Source organism: Streptomyces sp. NPDC055815 (genome assembly GCF_053616475.1).
Map to the genome: position 1 here is coordinate 79778 of NZ_JBSHDU010000018.1, position 20069 is coordinate 99846.

Consider the following 20069-nt stretch of genomic DNA (forward strand, 5'->3'; position numbering starts at 1 on the left):
TGTGGTACGAACCCCGGGTACGCACCCCGCGACGGAAGGAATGCGGAATGGACCACGACGCCACGAAGGGGCGGCCGGTGTCGGCGGCCGAACTGTTCGACGGTCTGGGGATCGACTACGAGCACGCCTTCGTCCGGCTGCCGGCACAGCTGGCGGCGATCGAGTGGCTCACCGCACGGCTCGGCCCGGGAGCCAGGGTCCTCGACGTCGGCAGCGGTACGGGACGCCCGGTGGCCGACCTCCTGGTGCGCGCGGGCTGCGAGGTGACCGGCATCGACGTCTCCGCCGAGATGGTCGCCCTCGCGAGCGCGCAGGTCCCCGGGGCCCGCTTCGAGCAGTGCGACGTGCGGGCCTTCGACGCGCCCGACGGCGGCTTCGACGCCGTGTGCGCGTTCTTCCCGCTGATGATGATGAGCCGCGCGGAGGCGGCCGCCTGTCTGAAGCGCATGGCCGGCTGGCTGGCGCCGGGCGGCTTCCTGGTGACGGCGACCGTGCCCGCGGAGATCGAGGACGTCGAGATCGTCTGGATGGAGCGCACGGTCAGGGTCTCCAGCTTCTCGGTGGAGGAGTACCTGCGCCTCCAGCGGGAGGACTGCGGCCTCGACGTGCTGCACCACGCGGTGTCGGTCTTCGACCCGGACGACGACCGCGCGGCACCCGAGGAGCACCTCTTCACCTACGCGCGCCGGCCCGCCCCCACGGACTGACGCATCGTCAATTGACGGTGCATCAGTTATTGACGGTTCATCGGTCCGGTCACAGAATGCGGTCACCCGACGGAGGGATCGCCCGTGCCTCGACCGTTGCGCCTCATCGCCGCCGCCTTCGCCCTGACGCTCGTCACCGCCTGCAACTCCGCCTCCAGCGGCGGCAGTACACCCTCCTCCGTGCGCGGAGTGACCGCCGACACGATCAAGGTCGGCGGCATCGTCTCCATGACGACCGCCAGCGGCTACTCCAAGAAGGACACCGACCTCGGCGCGCGGGCCCGCTACGACCGGGCCAACGCCGAGGGCGGGATCAACGGACGGAAGATCGAGTTCCTGGGCGCCGAGGACGACGGCCAGGACCCCGCCAGGAACCTCGCGGCGGCCCGCAAGCTCGTCCAGCAGGACAAGGTCTTCGCCGTCTCCCCGATGAGCTCGGTCACCTTCGCCGGGGCCGACTTCCTCGACGCCCAGAAGGTCCCGACGGTGGGCTGGGGGACGCTCCCCTCGTTCTGCGGGCCCGCGCATCTCTACGGCTTCAACGGCTGCCTCGTCCCCATGCCCGGCGGCACCCTCAACCAGACCTGGCCCGAAGGGCTCGCGGCCGTCCTCGGCGGAGCGCGCGGCAAGTCCGTCGCGCTCATCGCCGGCGACAACGACGCCGGCAAGTTCGGCATCCGTACCTTCACCCAGGGCTTCAAGGCGGCCGGCTTCCAGGTCTCGTACGCCAAGGCCGTCGTGCCCGCGACCTCGATGCCCAGCGACTGGTCGGCGTACACCAAGGAGATCCTCCGCTCCGGACCCGGCGGCGGCGCACCCGACGCCGTGGTCTCCGTGATGCAGACGCCGTACAACATCGGCCTGTTCACCGCGCTCAAGCGGACCGGCTACAAGGGCGTCATCTCCGACCCGACCGACTACGACCCCGGGCTGCTCGCGAAGGACGCCACGAAGCAGGCCCTCGACGGGGTGCACGTGCTGCTGCAGTTCCAGCCCTTCGAGTCCGACAGCCCGGCGATGCGCCAGTTCAAGGCGGACATCAAGAAGGCCGCCGGCGGCAAGGAAGTCCCCCTCAACATGCACATGATGACCGGGTACATGAGCGCCGACCTCTTCCTCTCGATCGCCGCGAAGGCCGGCAAGGACCTCACCGTCGACTCCTTCCAGAAGGCCGCCGACGGCTTCTCCGACACCGGGACGCTCGTGGGTGACCGCGCCGAGCCCAAGGGGAAGAAGGAGAGCTTCGGCTGCGGGGCGCTCGTCCGGCTCAAGAACGGGCGGTACGAGGTGGCCGTACCGTTCAAGTGCTACCCGCCGATCCCCTTCGGCTGAGGGGCGCGTCACGTGGGTGACCTGCTGGGCTTCGTCCTGAGCGGGCTGGTCTCGGGCGCACTGTACGCGCTGCTCGCGACCGGCCTCGTCCTGTCCTACTCGGCCTCCGGGCTCTTCAACTTCGCGCACGGAGCCACCGCCTATCTGTCCGCCCTCGCGTTCTACGAGCTCCACTCCGGCTTCGGCTGGCCCGCCGTTCCCACCGCGCTGCTCCTGGTGTTCGTGGTGGCGCCCGGCCTCGGCTGGGGTCTCGACCGGCTGATGTTCCGCAAGCTGGCGGGGGTCGGCGAGACGGCGCAGATCGTGGCCACGATCGGTCTCCTCGTCGCGCTGCCCGCGGCCGGACTGTGGGTGGTCGAACTCCTGGAGCGGGCGGGCGCCCCGGTGAAGCCCGCCGAGAACCAGTTCGGGCTGCCCGGCGTCGGGCCGAGCCCCGCCGTGTCCTGGCAGCCGCTCGACGGTGTCGGCATCGACTCCGACCAGCTGATCACCTGGATCGCCACCGCCCTCGCGGCGGCCGCCCTATGGGTCCTGATGCGGCACACCCGGCTCGGTCTGCGGCTGCGGGCGGCGGTCGACAACCGGGCGCTGACCGAGCTGCGGGGCATCAGCGCGGACCGGCTGTCCTCGGTCGCGTGGATGCTGTCGTCCGGCCTCGCGGGCCTGGCCGGTGTCCTCGCGACCCCGCTGCTCGGGCTCTCCGCGCACGACTACACGCTGTTCCTGTTCGTCTCGGCCACCGCGGCGGTCCTCGGACGCTTCGCCTCCGTCCCCCTCGCCTTCGCGGGCGGCCTCGGACTCGGGGTGCTGCAGAACCTGGTGGCCGGGTACGCCTCCTTCGCCGAGGGCATCACCGGCTTCCGCACCGCCGTACCGTTCCTCATCCTCTTCGCCGGTCTCGTCGCCCTGGGCCGCCGGCGGCGCCGCGCGGCGGGCACGGCGGCCGTCGACCCACCACCCGTCGAGTACCTCTCGGGGAAGGGCTGGGGCCGCCGCTGGGGCGCGTGGACGGTGGCCGGCGTGCTCCTCGGCACGGCGTTCTACACCGTCACCACGCCCTTCTGGAGCGGGATCCTGGCCCAGGGGCTCGCGATCGGGCTCGTCTTCATGTCGTTCACGGTCGTCACCGGCCTCGGCGCGATGGTGTCGCTCGCCCAGGCGACGTTCGTGACCGGCGCCGCCCTCGTCGCGGGACTCCTGATGAGCCACGGCTGGCCCTTCGTCGCCGCGGCGGCGGTCGGCACCGCGGCCGCCGCCCTCCTCGGCGCGGTCGTCGCACTGCCCGCCCTGCGGCTCGGCGGCCGATCACTGGCCCTGGCCACCCTGGCGCTCGCCTTCCTGGCGGATCAGGTGCTCTTCCAGCTCGGATGGCTCCGCAACGGCGACACCGGGTGGGAGATCCCGCGGCCGGTGGCCGGACCCGTGGACCTGAGCGACGACCGGGCACTGGGGCTCGCCCTCGTACTGCTCAGCGGCCTGCTCGTCGCGCTCCTCACCCGGCTGCGCGGCTCCCGCTGGGGCCGGGCCATGCTCGCCGTCCGCTCGGCACCGGAGGCCGCCGCCGCGTCAGGGGTCTCGGTCGTACGGACGAAGCTGCTGCTGTTCACGGTGTCGGCGGGCCTCGCGGGCTTCGGAGGGGTGCTCTACGCCTCGTACAACACCAGGATCACGGCCACGGACTTCACGGCCATGACGGGCCTGGTGTGGCTGGCGGTCGTGGTCGCGGCGGGGGTGCGCAGGCCGCAGTTCGCGGTGGTCGCGGGGCTCGTCTTCGCGGTGGTCCCCCACCTGATCACGGAGTACGTGACGGAGTCCGCGCACCTGCCGGTGATCCTCTTCGGCCTGGCCGGCCTCGCGCTGGCGAACGACCCCGACGGATACTGCGCGGCGCTCCCGTCGAGACGGGCGGCCCGGCGCGCGGGGGCGGCGACGCGGCGGCGGACTTCGGCCCGGGTGGGCGACGAGCCGCACAACGCCGCCACCGGAACCACCGCCCCGGAAACGGCCGACGGCCCCCGCGAGACGCCGAGCGCCCTCGAACTCGGCGCCGTACGCGCCGGATACGGCGGCGCGCCCGTGCTCCACGGCGTGGACCTCGCCGTGCGCGGCGGCGAGGTCCTCGTGCTGCTCGGTCCCAACGGCGCAGGGAAGTCCACCCTCTGCCGGGTGGCGGCGGGACTCCTCCGGCCCGCGGGAGGACTCGTACGGGTACGGGGCGAGGACGCCACGCGCGACGCGGCCGTCGCCCGGGCGCGCCGCGGGGTGCGGCTGGCCCCCGAGGGGCGGGGCATCTTCGCGGGACTGTCGATCGAGGAGAACCTGGCCCTCCAGCTGACGGACGCCGAGGACCGCGACGCCGTGTACGAGCGGTTCCCCGCGCTCGCCGCCCGCCGCGCCGTCGCCGCAGGGTCCCTCTCGGGCGGCGAGCAGCAGCTCCTCGCCCTCGCCCCGCTCCTCCAGCGACCACCGGCGGTCCTCGTCGCCGACGAACCGTCCCTCGGTCTCGCGCCGCGCGTCGTGGACGAGGTCTTCCGGCTCCTGACCGAACTCCGGGACCACGGCACCGCGTTGGTCCTCGTCGAGGAGAAGGCGGCCGAGGTGCTCGGCATCGCCGACACCGTCGCGTACCTCGCACAGGGCGAGATCGCCTGGTCCGGGCCCCGGTCCGAGGTGGACCGGGACCGGCTCGCCGAGGCCTATCTGGGGACGGGGGTCCACCGATGAGCCGCACGCTGCTCCGCGCGAGCGGGATCGACGTCCGCTTCGGCGGCGTCCACGCCCTGCGCGAGGTGACCGTCTCCGTCGGCCCCGGCGAGATCTGCGGCCTCATCGGGCCGAACGGCGCGGGCAAGACGACGCTCTTCGACGTGCTGTCGGGCATGCGACGACCGGACGCGGGAGCGATCGCGTACGACGGCACGGACATCACCCGCCGGTCCTCCGTCTGGCGGGCCCGGCACGGCATCCGCCGCACCTTCCAACGCCAGCAGCTCTTCGGCCAGTTGACCGTCGCGGACAACCTCGTCGTGGCGCAGGACTGGCGGGGAGGCGTACGGCCCGCGGCGCGCCGCCACCGGGAACGGGCCGCCGCCGTGCTCCACGAGTGCGGGATCGACGCCCTCGCCGACTCGTACGCGGGCGGCCTGCCCGTCGGACAGGCCCGCATGGTCGAACTGGCCCGCGCGCTCGCCGATCCGCCCCGGGTCCTCCTCCTGGACGAGCCGGCATCCGGAACGACCGCCGAGGAGCGCCGCAAACTCGCCGCCGTCATACGGCACATGGCCGACGAGGAGAACTGCGCGGTGCTGCTCGTCGAGCACAACGTGGCCTTCGTGATGGAGCTGTGCTCCCGCGTCGTCGTGCTCGACCTCGGCCGGGTCCTCGCCGAGGGAACGCCGGCCGAGGTCCACGCGGACCCGACGGTACGGGAGGCGTACCTCGGGCAGGCCCCATAAACACGAAAGAGAACCACCCCACCGTCCCGAGTCCCCACCCGGACCGCGACCCGGGGCGATGCCGAGTCGCCCGCGTGTGAGGTTTGAGTGGAAAGCCCCGTCCGCCCACCATGGAGGCATGAGCCACACATTCCGGACCCGCACCCTCGACATCACCACGGGGACCGAGGAAACCGTCTACGACCTGACCCGTCAGTGCTCCTCCTTCCTGGCCGAGGTGGCACAGGGCAGAGACGGTCTCCTGAACGTCTTCACCCCGCACGCGACCACGGGAGTGGCACTGATCGAAACGGGCGCGGGCAGCGACCGCGACCTCCTGGCCGCCCTGCACCAACTCCTCCCCGCGGACGAACGCTGGCAACACCGCCACGGCAGCCCGGGCCACGGCCGCGACCACGTACTCCCGGCCATCGTTCCGCCCCATGCGACGATCCCCGTGATCGACGGCGAACTGGCCCTGGGCACCTGGCAGTCGGTGTGCCTGGTGGACACCAACAAGGACAACCCCCACCGCCAGGTACGGCTGAGCTTCCTGGGCTGATCGCGTCGGTCAAGAGCGTCCTGGGTGTGGCCGCCAATTCTCCTTACGCTCCGGCGAAACGTGGGAAACATGGGCGGCACCACCATGGACGAGATCGAGCGGCCGTACGACGGCTGTGGAAAGTGCCTGCTCGGAGTACGCCGGCTGTCGCGGGTCAAGGCTGCCACGACCTCGCCCGAGCGGCAGCGGGAGGACGTGCTGACGGCTGCCGCCGCCATCGGCGGGCACATCATCGACTGGGCGGCCGAGGTACATGGGGACGTGCCGGCCGCGGAGGTCCCAGCAGTCGGGGCGGATGAGCCCGCGCTTCTCGACGGGGACACGTCCTCGCATGCGAAGGAGCACGTTCAAGAGGTCTTGGCCTTGCGGGACGCCGAGGTCGGCGCGGTCCAGGCCGAGGTTGCGGCCGGCCGGTTCGTAGTAGACGGGGTTACGGAAGAGGTCTTCCTAGTGTCGATCTGAAGGTCGTCGTCCATTGGTACTCCCCGCAGCCGCCACGATGTGCAGGACCGAAGGGGTCTTCCTCTGAGCGGTGGATATGGTCCGAGGCATGTCTACGTACGACCCGACAGCTCGTCTACGAGAAGGTCGAGGGTGAGCTCCTCATGAAGCGCGACGCCGAGGGCGGCCATGGTAGGGGCGAGATGCTGGTCCCAGGCTGCGCTGACGGGCTGGCCGTCGAGCGGCAGCTGCGGGATTCCCGCGGCCTGGCTGCTAGCGGCCAAGTGCTCGTAGTCCTCGGCGCCCATGCGCCATGGCTGTGCTCCGTATCGGTGGATGATCCGGTTCGCCAGAGCGATGCCCGGCCAGTCGAAGTCCCCGTGGTACGCGAATCGGCAGCCGGTGGCGGCGAGGGCGTCCAGGAGGGTGAGGACCACCGTGGCGGCGCTGCCGGAGGTGCACACCAGGGCGTGGATGCAGGCCGCGTCCGCCGCAGCCTCCACCACGCGCGGGTTCTCACAGATATGGATCAATGTTCCGGTGGGCAGTCGCAGCTGCAGGTCGTGCAGGTCCCGCAAGGTGAAGTGGGCTTCGGCGTGATGGTCGGCTCGCTGCCTCAACGCTTGCTCTCGCCAGCCTCCGCCGACGGGCCGCAACCCGTAGGTGAGCACAGTGCTGGAGACCTCGTCCGGTGTGACGGACACCAGCCGCCACAGTGCGCGCCGACCGGCCGCGTCGCCGGGGAACTCGGTGCTGTGGGCGAGGACGATGCCGCGTTGGACGAGGCGTGCGAGCCAGGTGCCGTCGTCCAGGCCGTGTGCGGACCCGGTCGCCGTGGCAGCAAGTTCTCCTCGGCCTCGGGTGCCACCCCGCTCCGGGCCGAGCAATACGGTGAGGACCTGGACAGCCTGCTGAAGCGTCCGTACCGCCGTTTCAGGTGGTACTCCTCTCGGTACGCCGCTACGGCGGAGCAGGTCGTACCACTGACCGGTCCACTCCTGGCCGGCGAGCGGAGACGCCTCCAGCGCCGAGGTGAGTGACGACCAGACGTGCTCGCGCCGTGCCGCGATACCAGCGCGGATGGCACGGCGGTCGGTGAGCGGCTGCCCGAGTTCCTCCAGGACCTCTCTGAGCCCGAGTCCGGCCGCCGAGGCGCGCAGCCGCGTGTCGAGCGCATCGAGGTGCACGGTGACGGTGGCGCCGGTGAGGGGTTTGCCCAGCATGAGGGACAGGTCGTTGCGTTCCTGGGCGTTCACCGAGGTGAGCCGGAGGGATCCGGTGGCCTGCACACCGTTACTCTCCAGGCGCTTGCGTGTCGCCTCCCAGAGCCGGGTGAGCCCGGGACCGGCCAGCCAGTCCTTTGTCGCTGCGGGCAGCTTGCTCATACGGACACCAGGCGCCGGTGCCGGCCGTTCCAGGTGTAATGCAAGGTGGCCACCCCGCGCGCATGGGGATCACGGAGGCATTCGTAGATGTGCAGGGACGGCACCTCCGGCCAGTTGCCCATGAGCCGTTCGCTGGTGAGGATGAAGTCGAGGTCGAGGTCGACGAGGATTCGTCCCAGCCGCCCGTGGGTGGGCTCGTCGACCTTGGCGAAGGCGTCGTCGAGCAGGATCAGCCGCGGCGCGTGTGGTGCCGACTCGGCGAGGCTGGCGAAGTGGGCGGCGGCCGCGGCGAGGAGCACGAGGTAGGAGAGCACCCGCTGCTCGCCCTGGCTGAGCCCGGTGCGACCGGTCAGCTTCCGCCTCCGTCCCGGGGCAGCGTCCTCGACCACGAAGGTGTGGAAGCGGAACCAGTCGCGATAGTCCAGCGCAGTCCGCAGATGGGCGGCGTAACCGGCTGAGGGATCGGTCCGTCGGGCATCCTCGATCCGCCGTTGCAGCACCTCGCGGAGCTGCTCGGTCTGCTCACGCGTGCGCAGGCTCGACGGGCTGCGCAGCAGCTCCACGGCCGCCCGCACGTCCGCGTCCACGTCCTCGTCCAGCTTCCACAGCAGCTCCACGCCGAGACCATGGGAGGTACGCACGGTTCGCAGGGTGTCGTTGAGAGCCGCGACCAGGTTTGCCGCGGTGATGACCTGGGCCGAGAGATGGTCGCCGAGCTCGCCGGTCAGAAACCGCTGGAACACCTCACGTTCGCGCTCGGTGAGCCGTCCCCGGGCCTCTGCCGCCTGGACAGCGATCCGCTCGCCCACGGCCGCGACGTCGTGGGAACCGTGGTCGTCGATCAGGCGGCACACCTTGATCCCGTCGCATTCCTCCAGTTGCGCGTCGTAGCCGCCAGCCAGCTGGTCGCGCAGGTCGGTGTGCCGGTTGAGCAGGGTGCTGTCCGACACCTCGCCCTTCGGGCGGCCGAGGGCCTGTTCCACGCCGTCGGCCAGTGTCCGCAGCGCGCGCAGACGGCTTCGGACGTCGGAGCCGGGGTTGTCCGCAACATCGTCGGGCAACGAGGACCGGTCCAGTCCGGCGCCACGCACCACCTCCGGCCGGCCGAGTGCACCGCGGAGGGCGGCGCCGGTGTCGATGACCGCCGTCTCTTGGTCGGCCAGATCCACGCGCAGGCGCTTCTCGTCCTCTTCTGCGCGTACGCGCAGGTCGTGGAAGTCGTCGCGGGTCCGTTGCGCCGCCGGAAGGGCCTGGCTGGCGTGCACGATGCGCTGTCTGGTTTCCTGCTCGCGGGTGAGGATCTCGTCTTCGGTCGCTCCGACGGCCGTCTCGCGGGTGCGCAGGTCTTGTCGCGCGTCACGCAGCCCGGTGAGGCGCAGCCGGTAGCTCTCCTCCGCGGCCAGGCGGTCTTTTCGGGCGCGTTCGTACCGTTCGACATCGGCGTGATGGCTGCCGAGCCGCTCGGCGGTGCTGCCGACCGCCCTACGAAGGCGACCGATGCCGGTGAGCAGGGCAGCCAGCGCGGTGCGTACGCGTTCCAGTTCGGCGGGGTCGCTGGGCAGGTCATGGGCGGTGGCGGTGGCGTCCGCCTCGGTGCGTGCGGCTACGGCGAGGGCGCGGGCTTCCTCGGCCAGCCGTGCCGCGTGGGTGGCCTTGGCGGTCAGGTCACGCAGTCTTCTCTCGTCCGACTCGGTCCTGCTCCAGGTGTCGGCGAGACTCCGTGCCTGGGGGAAGTCTTGCTCAGCGAACCTGAGGGCCCGGCGCCGGGCATCGGCCTCGGTGAGTTCGTGACGGGCGTTGGCCAGCCGGTGTTCCGTCTGTGTGAGCCGCTCCTCCAGCTCGGCGAGGATGCGCCGCCGTGTCTCGGCGCGTACGGCGGCTCCCACGTACTCGGCGTCACTCTTGTGGTGACGGCCGCTGAGGATGCCCAGACGCCAGGTTCCGTCGTAGTACACAGCGTCATGTGTGGTCGTTTCCTCGGCCGGTGCGAGCGCGATGGCGGCCAGCAGGAGCTCCACCTGCTCGGAGGTGACCCCACACCCCGGTTGCGGTGCTGGGCGCAGGACCGAGGCGAGGTTCGGCCTGTCCGGTAGTGCGGGGCCGGGACGCAGCAGTGTGTCACGAGTGCCGGGATCGACAAGGGCACCGTCCGCGCCGACCCACGCGTCCAGGATCCCGCTGGCCTCCAGCGCCGCTTCCAGACCGGCCCGATGCGAGGGGCTCAGACCATCCGTGAAGTCCACCACCCGGTAAAAAGGCGCTCCGGTGCCCAGCGCCCTTTCAGCGACGCGGTGGTAGGGGACCGACGGCTCCGGATCGGTACGTCGCGCCCAGTCACGCTTCTGACTCGCCAGGCCTTGGAGTTCCTCGTCGAGCCGGCCGACGGCGAGTGCGAGGGCGTCACGGCGCTCGGTGAGTTCCTCGCTGTACGGCTCCAGTGCGGCCTGGGCGACCTGCCACGCCTGACTGTCGATGTCGGGTGGCAGCGTGCGGTCCGCGAACGGGGCGTCGGCGGAGCTCTCGCAGGCAACCACGGTGTGGACGGTGTCCAGCGGCGGGCAGTCGGAACCGACGGCGGTCCGCGTGCGCGTTACCCACTCGGCGACCCGATGGGCATAGGCACCGCTCTCCTCGGCGACCTTCTCACGGCCGGCGTCGAGACGGTCGGCGGCCTCTTCCGCGTCGCCCTCCAGCCGTTCCCGCTCGGTGTCGGCCTGCGCCGCCTGGCTTCGGGCCTTCTCGGCCTGCGCAGTCAGGCGCGTCACCTCCTGGACCATCCGAGTCCGGTTCTTCACGACCGTCTCGGCGGCCTCCATCTGCCCCTGCCAGGACCGCAGTCCGTCCTGCACCGCGGCCGTGTCCATGCGGACGACCGACGGCTGCCGCACGGTGTGCGTCTCCCCGTCCGGAGCGGTCAGCTCCGTCTCGACGGCCTGGGAGCGGACCGTGCGGATCAGGGCGACTGCCTCGCCGAGATGGCCAATGGGAAGCACTGCCTTCTCCGCCTGCGTGAGCAGTTCCCGGTGTTCGGTGCCCAGTTCGGCGAGTCGGCTCCCGAGGTGTTCGACGCCATCGGCCAGCCGCTCGGCCGCACCCTCCTCCGCACCGTGTGCGTTGCCGAGGGCGGTGAAGGCGGCCACGGCGGCGGTGCGCAGCGCCTCGACCGTGCTGCGACGTTCCGACAGTTCGCGCAGACTGCGGTACGCGTGGCTGGCCTGCAGGGCTGCGAGAGCGGTCCGGGCGGTTTCTTCCTCTTCCCGCAGGGTCTCCAGCCGCGCTTCCGACTCCTCCTCCTGCGTCCTCAGCTCGCTGGTCCGCTGTGCGGCGTCTCCGGCCGCCCGCCGTCGCCGCGCGAGCACCTCCAGCTCCCCGCTCACTGCCTGAGCGGAGGTACGCAGGACTCCGGACAGATAGCCCCGGTAACTGGTGAGGAAGGTACGCAAGGCCGTATCGGTGCGCTCCAGGCGGCCGAGCTCGTCGCGTACGGCGTCGAGGTCGTGGAGGTTACGCGCGACCTTCTCGACCACGTCCTCGTCGAGTCCCGGCAGGGTCTCGCTCAGCAGGGAGGCCAGTCCACCGTGCTCGATACGATCCCCGACCGTGGGCCGCCGCAGCCGGTGGAGGAGCTGGGTGAGGTTGCGGTAGCGGGTCGCGTCGGTGATGCCGAACACTTCCCGGGCCACCCGCGAGCGGTGGAGGACCGCGCGGTCGGTGATGTTGTCGGAGCCGACGATCTCCTTGAGCCGGTCGACCGGCAGGGGCTTCCCGCCTTCGACCAGGGGCAGGTCTTCACCGACGCGCAGCGGAGTGACGAAGAACGTCGGCAGCGCCCTTTGCGTCGACTTCGAGGCGCGGATGGCGGCGCCGAGTGTGAGGTGGCGGTGGTCACCGCCGTCGGTCGTGCCTCGGAATTCCACCCACAGGTAGCCCAGACGGTTGGTCTGCTCGAACCCGTCCAGCATCAGCCACGCGAGCGTGGTCCGGCCGGTGCCTGTCGCGTCCAGTGCACGTGAGTCGCCGTCCAGCAGATACGGGAGCAGCATCTCCAGGGCCTTGGACTTGCCCGCCCCGTTCTTGCCGCGCAGCAAGAGCCGTCCGTCGCCGAAGGCGAACTCCTGCTCGTCGTACTGCCAGACGTTCTGAATGCCCGCGCGGTGCAGCCGGAAGCGGGTGCCGACGGTCGTCACGGGGCCGGAACGCGGCAGCGGGATGAGGCCACGCGCATCGGTGGTCACAGCGGTAACTCCTCCTGAACGTCGGTGCGCTTTCGGGCTGCGGTGGCCGGGTGCACGGTCACGTGGGTGGCGTAGCGTGCCGCCGCGGCCAGCAGCAGCCAGCCGTCACCGCCGGGACGTGCCTCACGGACATCCGTCACGGTGCGCCCCTCCGGTGCCTCATCGGCGTACCCGTCCGGCAGGCCGGCTCCCTCGGCGCGCAGCCGGCCGGTCCGGGCCATCAGCCGTATGCGGGCCAGCAGGTCCAGCACGGCCTCCCGCAGGGCGCGGATGTCCTCCAGGTAGCCGCGCTGCCAGTTGCTGCGCTGTCCGTACTCGGCGACCAGTTCGGCCAGCAGCTTGTCCACCAGGCCGTCCGGGACAGCCACGCCGATGACGAGCGTCCCCCCGGTCGCCGGGTGTCCCGGCTCCTGCGGCCGAAGCCGCTCCACGAGCCGCTCCACCAGCAGCAGTGCGGCCTGCGCCACCGTCCCGGTGCCCGGCAGGTGCAGATCCGTCAACTCGTCCTCGGGATCCACCAGCGCCACTCCCTCGGCGCGGATCTCCATCTCCAGGCCCAGAAGTTCGGAGAACGCCTGCGCTTCGCGGCGCTGCCGGGTGCGCAACCAGTCGCGTTCGGCGTCGGTCAGCTCGTCGAGGTAGACGGCGGGTGTCTCGACGAGCATCCGGCGCACATAGGTGCGAGGTCCGCCGAATCCCGGGTCCGCTGCCTGCCGGACCAGGTCGGCGCCGTCACGGGCCTGGGCGAGCGGGCCGGCGACGACGACACGAGCGAGCTCGCGGTCCACGGTGATCAGGGCCTCTCCGCCCGCATCATGCGCGAGTGCGGCCACATGGCCCTCGGTTTCGATGAGGACGCCCCACTCGACGAGCTGCCGCAGAGCCGCTACCAAGGTCCGTTTCCCGGCTGCCCTCCCTGTCTCCTCCAGCACGATGCCCGCGTCGGCCGCGGCGGCCCTGACATCAGCCACCAGCTGTGACAGCAGCAGTTGTTCGGGCGCTGTCACCAGCACGGACAGGGCCAGCGCGAGGCAGGCGTACGTGTGCGGGGTGAAGGAGGTGCCGGTGGAGCGCTCCAGACGGTGGCCGGCTTCTGTCCCCAGCCCCGCCTTGAACAACCGGGCGTAGGAGCTGTCGACCAGCAGGCGGTAGCCGAGCACCTGCTGGAACCGCTTTCCCAACCAATCGGCATGCCTGCGGATCAGCGGGAAGAGGTCGGAGTGCGGCCCGTCCGAGGTGACCAGCGGGTGGGCGAGCAGCAGCCGGGCGGCGCAGCGGCGCTCGGCGGCCAGCGCGACGTCGTGTGCCGAAGGGAGGGTCATGACACACTCACCTCCGCATCCCCGTCGGCAGGGTTGGAGGAGGTGCGGCCGATGTCCAGTTCCAGGTCGTCCAGCAGCAGGTCGCCGTCGGCCGAGTGCAAGACGCACCGGGCACCCGACGTGTGTCGCACGGTGAGCCGGATGCCCAGCTCAGCATCCTCACTGTGCGCCTGGCCGAGATCGAATTCCGTCGCATCCTTCCCATCCGTGTCGGCGCGACGCCGGAGCTGCGCGTTCCCGAGTGCGGTGGCCAGCAGCTCCAGGAGCAGTCCGAGCGCTGCAGAGGTGAGGCGCACCTCGGCGAACCGCCCCGAGGCACGGCGCAGTTCGTCCGCCGCCGCTGTCCTGGCCGCGGCCCGCTCACGGGCAGCGGCGCGCAGCCGCTGCTTCTGTGCGGAGTGGTCCTCCACCGTGGACGTCCGGCCCCGCTGGGCGCGGCTGCCTCTTTCCCGAAGGGCCACCGGCACCTCGACCACTGGGCCGGTCCACCAGCTCGTGTAGGCGGGCACCACCTCGTCGGTGGCAGGAGGTATGCCCAGATGGCGAGCGCCGTAGAGCCCGAAGGCGGCGACGGCGATGTCATGCGCGTCCTGCGGTGCCGCTTCGTCGAACCACCGGGCCAGCCGCAGTAGGTCCCTGCGCCGGGACATCTCGCCGGTGGCCGACCGCAGCATCCGCTTGGCGTTGGCGAGCAGCGACTGCAACGCCCGAAGGGTGGCGTCCCGCAGCTGGTCGACCTGGCTGCCCTGCCCGTCGGTATTGCTGAACCAGCCGCGCAGGCCCTCCCAGTCCGCTACTTCGCGCCCGCGGCTGCGCTGGACCCGTGTCTCCAGTCGGCCGTCGCCCTGCGGTGACAGCCCGGTGAGGCCCTGCGCGTGGGTGTCCAGCCGGGCGAGCAGACCCGGGACGTGCGGCCACAGCGTGTCCAGGGCCGCCGAGATCCGCGGTGCGCGGAACGCTACGTCCTCCGTGATCGCCTCGACATAGTCGAGGAGAAGCTCCTTGAAGCCCTGGTACTCGGCGCTGTCCAGGTCGTACCGGGCCAGCACCTGGCCGAGATAGGCGTAGAAGTCCCGGATGGAGTCCGCAAACTCCGTGAACTGCACGAACAGCGTGCTGACTCGCTCCAGCCCGTCCTGCGGTTCGATGCTGCCGGGCGCGGTCACGAGCAAGGCCAGCTCCCTGAGCCCGCGCTCGACCAGGGCGAGCAGCTCGTTGCTCACCTCGCGGGCGGCGTCCGCCTCGGCCAGAACACCATCGGCGTCACGCTGGATGCGCTCGCCCAGCTTCGACAGCTGGTAGCGCGCGCGGGACCGCTGGTACTCGCTGATGCTGGACGCTTTCACAGTGTGGCTGCTGCGCAGCAGGTTGCCCCACCGCACCAGCTGCTCCAGCCGGACGGTGAGGGTGTCGGCGTCGAGCCCGACAGCAGGTGCGCCAGCCTGGCGGAGCTTTCCCATGACTTCCGACACGGAAAGGTCCGCCAGCAGGGTCCCGCAGAAGACCCGCATGATCGCGACGTGCTCCAGTCGCTCGGGCGCGCTGAGGTAGCTGTACGCGTCCAGCCGCCTGCGTGGTTCGTCCTCGTCAGCGGCCGACGACGCGCCGGGCGCGGGTGCACTCATATCTGCGATATTACGTGGTGTGTTCAGCCATTGTCGGTGTGTTGCCGTAGACGCTCCTGGGTCGTGCGGAGGCGGCTTCCGTATTCTCCTGACGGCCCGGGGGACGTAGAAGCCGCCTCTGCTTCCGTACTGCCGTGGATACGGGCCGAGGGCTGGTCAGGCCCGTCGGCGCTGATCGCTGGTTCTGCTACTTGTGCGGAGGCGTGGGCCAGGGCGTTCCGTTCGCGGCCACGTCGAGGAGGTCGCCGAGGCGGAGCCAGGCAGCGGGTCCCGCGTAGCCGGCGGGGCTTGTCGCGAACCGCTGCCATGCTTCGGCGTCGTCACCAAGGGCGGTGCGTACGACCGAGGCGACCGCTGGGTGCGCTGCCTGACCACGCGGCCCTCTGGCTTTGAGGGCGGTCCAGGCGGGCAGGGCGCGGATCAGCTCGAAATCGTCCGTGGGCAGACCCAGCACCGTACTTGCCCAAGCCTCCCGGAGGTTCGGGCCGCCCCCCAGGTGTCGGCGGAGGTTCCGGGTGAGGCCCAGCAGTGCACGCTGCGGGTCAGAGTGACGCTTCAGCACGTCGGCGAAGGACAGGCCACGGCGGTACGCACGGGATGCGAAGGACAACAGAGCCTTTTCCACAAGAGCATCGTCGCCATCATGCCGTCGCAGGTACTCGTCGAGCGCAGCGTCCGGAGCACCCGCGAGATCCCGCACCGTGACCTGGTGGGGCTTGCCGAGGGATGCCGTGCGCGCCGGACCGGGAACCGGGAACGGCTCGGCAACCATCCGTTCGATGGTGTCGAGGAGTTCACGAGCTTGCTGGTCGTCCGCACTCAGCCCGTACCTGCCGTGGTCCCGGCGCCCGGCCAGCCCTCGTTTCACCTCCCGGCAAAACAGGCGCGCCTTCTCCTTCACCTGCGGGGTGATCACCGGCAGGTGCTGCAACAAGTCGTGCACCCAGCGAAGCTCTTTCGCCGCGTGGACCGGCGACTTGGGGTCGGGTTCCCACAGCTCCAGCGCTACGGCCGCGTGCTCGGCGAAGTTCTGGGCCAGGGAGGTCAACTGGTCCGCGGAGGCTCGCCAAGGACGAGGCTTCCCGTACTGGCGTGCCAAGCCGGGGTTGAGAATGTAACGCCATCTGCCATCTGCTGCCCGCGCAGTGCTGGATACGGCAGCCCGGCAGCCGTAGCGCAGAGCGTACTCGTCTTCTGTCAGGAGCTCGTCGATGCGCTTGCGCTGCCGGGGAGCGAGCGCCGCCAAGTCATGCGCGAAGTGATCCCGTACCTCTTGCTCCGTTGCCCCGTCCCGACGCATGCGGCACATCCGGGTGGTGAGTACAGAGAACGGGAAGTGCGCGAGGTCGTCCTTGGCGATCTCCTCAAGCAGTTCTGGCTCAACGTCCCAGGGGATGCTGCCCAGGAGATGCTCTCGGATGACGTACCCGGAATCTTTGTTGTCGGACCAGTCGACGAGGAACCGGTGGTGGTCGGGATGCGCGGTCAGGACCTGCTTCCACATGGTGCGCCAGGCCTTCTCAGCGGCTTCCTGCCTCTTCAGCCACAGCGACGTGTCCTCACCGTCTTTCTCGTCGACGAGAGGGTAGGACGGCAACAGATCGACAGCCGTGCTGATGACGGTGCTGTGCAGTCGGTGCTGTCGCAGCACCAGTTGGGCATCCGTCGGCGTGTCGAGGAACTCGACCGTCATGCGTTGCTGATGCGGCTTCCGCTCGCGTAGGGCCTCGGCGACGGCGTCAGCCAAGAGGCTGCTTGCCTGCGCCGAGCCGAGGCGGCCGAGTTGGACGGCAGTACAGCGCTCCAGCGACTCGTTCCGCAATTGTGGTGTGCAGGAGGGGTGCGAGAGAACCAGCAGCGCCAGATCCATGGACGGTCCGTAGAACGGATCCGACTGCGACGGCTTCCGGGCCAAGTCGCTGTCGATCGCGGCTTCCAGCAGCCACGACGGAGCAGAGTCGCCGTAGGGACCGTGCAACAGCGCTACCAGCAACTCCCGCCGCTCCATTCCCCCCTCCATCGACCGGGCTTGCTCCGCAGCCATCAGCGCGGGCGGGGCGTCTGCCCTGCTGTCTACTGCGAGCGCGCACAGGAAGTTCAAGGGGAGGTGGGGGGCGGCTTCACCGCTGTCCATGAGGCTCCGATCCGCTATGAGGAGTTGTCTGAGTGCTCGTCCGAGCGGTTGTCCGCCTCTTGCCGAAACAAGGGCCACAGCACTTTGGTACGGAGAGCGTCCTCTCATGGTGCGACAAGGCACTGACAACGAGGTTGTCTACGGTCGATGCAGGCTGCATTGAAGACCCTGCGTCGACTGCACTGAGCTTCCTGGGCTGATCGCGTCCGTCGAGAGCGTCCTGGGTGTGGCGCTCGTGGCCGTCCATGGGCTACGGCGGGCAGTGCGGAGGCCGAGGATCGCTCAGGCCGAGCTCCGACATCAGTTGGTGAGCCAGTTCGAAGGGCCTGTTGCGGGGGCCATGGGGGAGGGCCGCAGCGGACTCGAAGCTGCGTTGGGCGCCCAGAGCCCTGGGGCCCACCAGGCCGGCGAGCCGATGGTGCCGCCAGAGCGGTACGGGCCGACGGGCGTCGACCACGATGAGGTCAGGACGACGCCAGATGACCAGCGCCCAGGGCCCGGTGTCGGAGTCCGGGCCGGCCCAGGCTCCGACGAGGGGCGCGTCTTCGGCGGCACCTACGGCTTCAAGCGCTATCAGCGCGGGGTTGCTGAAGCGGCCGGTGACGTGAAGGAGCAGCTTCCCATGGCGGTGTACGTCGCGGCCCTTCTCGGTGAGAGTCCATACGGCGTCGGCGAGGGGATCGTCCTGGACCACGTCTGACGCCACGTCGAGCACGGCAGCTTGGTCGACAGCGGGACCGAAGGCCGTGTCCAGCAGAGCCGTGTACTCCGTGACGTACGCGAGATCCACTGCGGGAAGCAAGTGGCCGACCTCCTGGGCGGCCTCGTTGAAGGCAAGGCTTTCCGGGGTGACCTCGTAGCGTGGGGCATGGCTGCGGAGGACGGCGAGGGCGACGGCGGCGAGGCTGCCGACCTGGGGCTCGATCCGCTCGGGGAGATCGTCTCGATTCAGCGCGCGGACGGCGCGGGAGAGCAGAGGCACCCAGTCGGTGCGTGCCGGAGGCCAGGCGCCTGCCGCGACGGTCCATAGGGTCAGCCGGACGACGAGCATGCGTTCCGGAGGGCCCAGGTGGGGAGCAAGGGCGACGAGGCGCTCCACCCATCGGCGGTATCTGCGACGAATCTCCTGGTCGGCCTGCCAGAGGTCGGGAAGGGCCGCGGTGTTCGTTTCCGCGCCCGATGCCTCGGGATCGTGCTCTGCTGTCACACCCTCGATGTCGTCCTCGTCAGGGACGGCTTCGAAGTCGTCGGTGAACCGCTCGTCCCAGGAGACGGGCAGCAGGTCTTGAAAGGACGTGCCGGTGTCGGTGAGCGTGGGGAGTCCCAGTGCGAAGCGCGTGAGCGATTGTCCGACGCGACCAGCGCACTCGTCCAGATACCGCTCCCAGCTGCCCTCGTCGCCGTTCAGCGGGGTCGTCGCGGCTGGGCCGGTGCTGCTGCTCGCCGAAGCGACCGCTGAGACGGGGGCCAAGGCTGTGCGCAGGGTCTCCATGTCGCCCAGAAATCGCTCGGCGAGCCTGGGATCCGCGAACAGGTCGGCCGGCTGTGTCGTGGGGGCGTGCGACTGAGCCGGGGCCGTACGGCGCAGCGCCCGGTCGGGGTCGAGGACGAACACGATGTTGCCGAAGTGGGGTACTCCGTCTTGGCCGACGACGACGAGGCGTACGCGACTGCCCGCGTCCGCCGGAGCCGTCACCGTCAGCGTGGTCTGGCCGGGCGGGACGTCCGCGAGGCGCTCCCATGCCTCCGGCGGTGCTGCCGCCTGGGACACCTCCAGGTGAGCGGCGTCGGAGAGGGGACGGGCCATGCTGATCTCCAGGCCGTCCGATACGCGTAGGGCACCGAGCAGCAGCGGGCCGTTGCCGGCCACGGGACGGGGGAGAGGCGTGACCGAACGAAGCCGGGCGATGGGCTCGTCGGTGCCCTCGGGAAGAAGGGTGGTGGCGACGGGCGTGATGACTCCGAGCTCGCAGTTGCCCCCCTCGTCCTGGGAGAGCAGCAGGGCCGCAGCGGAGAGGTTCGGGCTGCCGGTCAAGGCCCACCGCTGCCCCTCGGAGGCCCATTCGACGAGTTTCCCGTGGCGGTACCTCTGATCGTGGTCACTGACGACACGACCGTTGTACTCCTTCACCAGGGCGGCGACCGTTGCGCCGTCGAGGTCGCTGAGCCCCGGCTGATAGGCGAGGGTGAACCGACGCGGGCGGAAGCGCTCAAGCAGCTTCCGCAGCGCCAGGGAGCGATGGTCGTGAAAGGGCGCGAACACGGCCAGTTCGTCGACCGGACCGTGCGGCAGCTGATCGATGACGGGCGCGTGCAGGCTGCTGACGATGTGAACCTGCGGCGCCGTGGGGATGCTGTCGTGGTGGAGCCGGTCCAGGAGCGCCGAGACCCGATTCAGTGCCTGTGCCACACCGGCCGAGAACCTCACCTTCTCCGGGAGGCCGCGCAGCCATGCCGTCAGGTGCGGGATCGCGCTGGGACTCTGGCCCCCGTGCACGCGCAGCACCGTCCACAGCTCGGCGTTGGCGTGCCAGCCGGCCAGCGTCGTGTTGCCGGAGCCGAGGGCGATGGTGGCGTGCTGCGGTCCGGCCAGGATCATCAGTTTGGGATGGAACGCGGCACCGTGCGCGTAGGCCAGACCGGCGAGGTAGCTGCGGCCGGCCCGCCGGATGGCCCGGGGATCGCTCCTCGCCATGGAGACGTCTCCGACCACGGTGACGCGGGCGCCGGTGGCCTGGGTGACGCCGAGGGCGACTTCCTCGAAGAACCCCAGATCGGAGGTGAAGCTGAGGAACAGTGCTTCTTCCAGGCCGTGTCCACCGATGCGCTCCTCATCGAGGATGAGCGTCAGGGGCGAGGCGAACGCGGTCGGCGACTCCACTCCAGGTGTTC

At 70.5% G+C, this 20069-nt stretch carries 12 protein-coding genes; 6 read left to right on the forward strand and 6 right to left on the reverse strand.

The window, feature by feature from the left end; genetic code table 11:
- The first annotated feature begins 47 nt into the window (after positions 1-47).
- The 6 genes from ACWGN5_RS14630 to ACWGN5_RS14655 all read left to right on the forward strand — a co-directional run bounded on the left by ACWGN5_RS14630 (position 48) and on the right by ACWGN5_RS14655 (position 6497).
- Positions 48-707, forward strand: a complete 660-nt coding sequence (locus ACWGN5_RS14630) for a class I SAM-dependent methyltransferase (protein ID WP_453514790.1) — start codon at positions 48-50, stop codon at positions 705-707.
- 84 nt (positions 708-791) lie between these two features.
- Positions 792-2039 (forward strand): ABC transporter substrate-binding protein, encoded by a 1248-nt coding sequence (locus tag ACWGN5_RS14635; RefSeq protein ID WP_453514791.1) that lies wholly within the window; start codon positions 792-794, stop codon positions 2037-2039.
- Between the two features lie 12 nt (positions 2040-2051).
- A complete protein-coding gene (locus tag ACWGN5_RS14640) occupies positions 2052-4763 on the forward strand; it encodes an ABC transporter permease subunit (protein ID WP_453514793.1) in 2712 nt (903 codons plus the stop codon).
- On the forward strand, positions 4760-5494 hold the full coding sequence (locus tag ACWGN5_RS14645; protein WP_453514795.1) for an ABC transporter ATP-binding protein: 735 nt from the start codon (positions 4760-4762) through the stop codon (positions 5492-5494). The genes ACWGN5_RS14640 and ACWGN5_RS14645 overlap by 4 nt, the downstream gene beginning before the upstream one ends.
- 118 nt (positions 5495-5612) lie before the next feature.
- Entirely contained in the window at positions 5613-6035 is a 423-nt protein-coding gene (locus ACWGN5_RS14650; RefSeq protein ID WP_453514798.1) for a secondary thiamine-phosphate synthase enzyme YjbQ, read from the forward strand.
- Positions 6036-6104: 69 nt separating this feature from the next.
- On the forward strand, positions 6105-6497 hold the full coding sequence (locus tag ACWGN5_RS14655; protein WP_453514799.1) for a hypothetical protein: 393 nt from the start codon (positions 6105-6107) through the stop codon (positions 6495-6497).
- A gap of 92 nt (positions 6498-6589) precedes the next feature.
- Here the strand turns inward: ACWGN5_RS14655 and ACWGN5_RS14660 are convergent, their stop codons facing one another.
- The 6 genes from ACWGN5_RS14660 to ACWGN5_RS14685 all read right to left on the reverse strand — a co-directional run bounded on the left by ACWGN5_RS14660 (position 6590) and on the right by ACWGN5_RS14685 (position 20058).
- A complete protein-coding gene (locus ACWGN5_RS14660; protein ID WP_453514801.1) occupies positions 6590-7861 on the reverse strand; it encodes a TIGR02679 family protein in 1272 nt (423 codons plus the stop codon).
- Positions 7858-12096: a TIGR02680 family protein gene (locus ACWGN5_RS14665; RefSeq protein WP_453514804.1), complete on the reverse strand. Its 4239-nt coding sequence runs from the start codon at positions 12094-12096 to the stop codon at positions 7858-7860. Before ACWGN5_RS14665 ends, ACWGN5_RS14660 begins: the two co-directional genes overlap by 4 nt.
- A complete protein-coding gene (locus tag ACWGN5_RS14670) occupies positions 12093-13418 on the reverse strand; it encodes a TIGR02678 family protein (protein ID WP_453514806.1) in 1326 nt (441 codons plus the stop codon). Before ACWGN5_RS14670 ends, ACWGN5_RS14665 begins: the two co-directional genes overlap by 4 nt.
- Positions 13415-15043, reverse strand: a complete 1629-nt coding sequence (locus ACWGN5_RS14675; RefSeq protein WP_453514808.1) for a TIGR02677 family protein — start codon at positions 15041-15043, stop codon at positions 13415-13417. The genes ACWGN5_RS14670 and ACWGN5_RS14675 overlap by 4 nt, the downstream gene beginning before the upstream one ends.
- 187 nt (positions 15044-15230) lie before the next feature.
- Positions 15231-17177, reverse strand: coding sequence for a hypothetical protein (locus tag ACWGN5_RS14680; protein WP_453514810.1), 1947 nt, complete (start codon positions 17175-17177; stop codon positions 15231-15233).
- 250 nt (positions 17178-17427) lie between these two features.
- A complete protein-coding gene (locus ACWGN5_RS14685; RefSeq protein ID WP_453514812.1) occupies positions 17428-20058 on the reverse strand; it encodes a hypothetical protein in 2631 nt (876 codons plus the stop codon).
- Between the last annotated feature and the right edge of the window lie 11 nt (positions 20059-20069).

Bases quoted from the DNA above. Each gene is read 5' to 3' on its own strand.
- ACWGN5_RS14630 (WP_453514790.1), top strand. From the start codon at position 48: ATGGACCACGACGCCACGAAGGGGCGGCCGGTGTCGGCGGCCGAACTG.
- ACWGN5_RS14645 (WP_453514795.1), top strand. From the start codon at position 4,760: ATGAGCCGCACGCTGCTCCGCGCGAGCGGGATCGACGTCCGCTTCGGC.
- ACWGN5_RS14650 (WP_453514798.1), top strand. From the start codon at position 5,613: ATGAGCCACACATTCCGGACCCGCACCCTCGACATCACCACGGGGACC.
- ACWGN5_RS14655 (WP_453514799.1), top strand. From the start codon at position 6,105: ATGGGCGGCACCACCATGGACGAGATCGAGCGGCCGTACGACGGCTGT.
- ACWGN5_RS14660 (WP_453514801.1), bottom strand. From the start codon at position 7,861: ATGAGCAAGCTGCCCGCAGCGACAAAGGACTGGCTGGCCGGTCCCGGG.
- ACWGN5_RS14670 (WP_453514806.1), bottom strand. From the start codon at position 13,418: ATGACCCTCCCTTCGGCACACGACGTCGCGCTGGCCGCCGAGCGCCGC.
- ACWGN5_RS14675 (WP_453514808.1), bottom strand. From the start codon at position 15,043: ATGAGTGCACCCGCGCCCGGCGCGTCGTCGGCCGCTGACGAGGACGAA.
- ACWGN5_RS14680 (WP_453514810.1), bottom strand. From the start codon at position 17,177: ATGGACAGCGGTGAAGCCGCCCCCCACCTCCCCTTGAACTTCCTGTGC.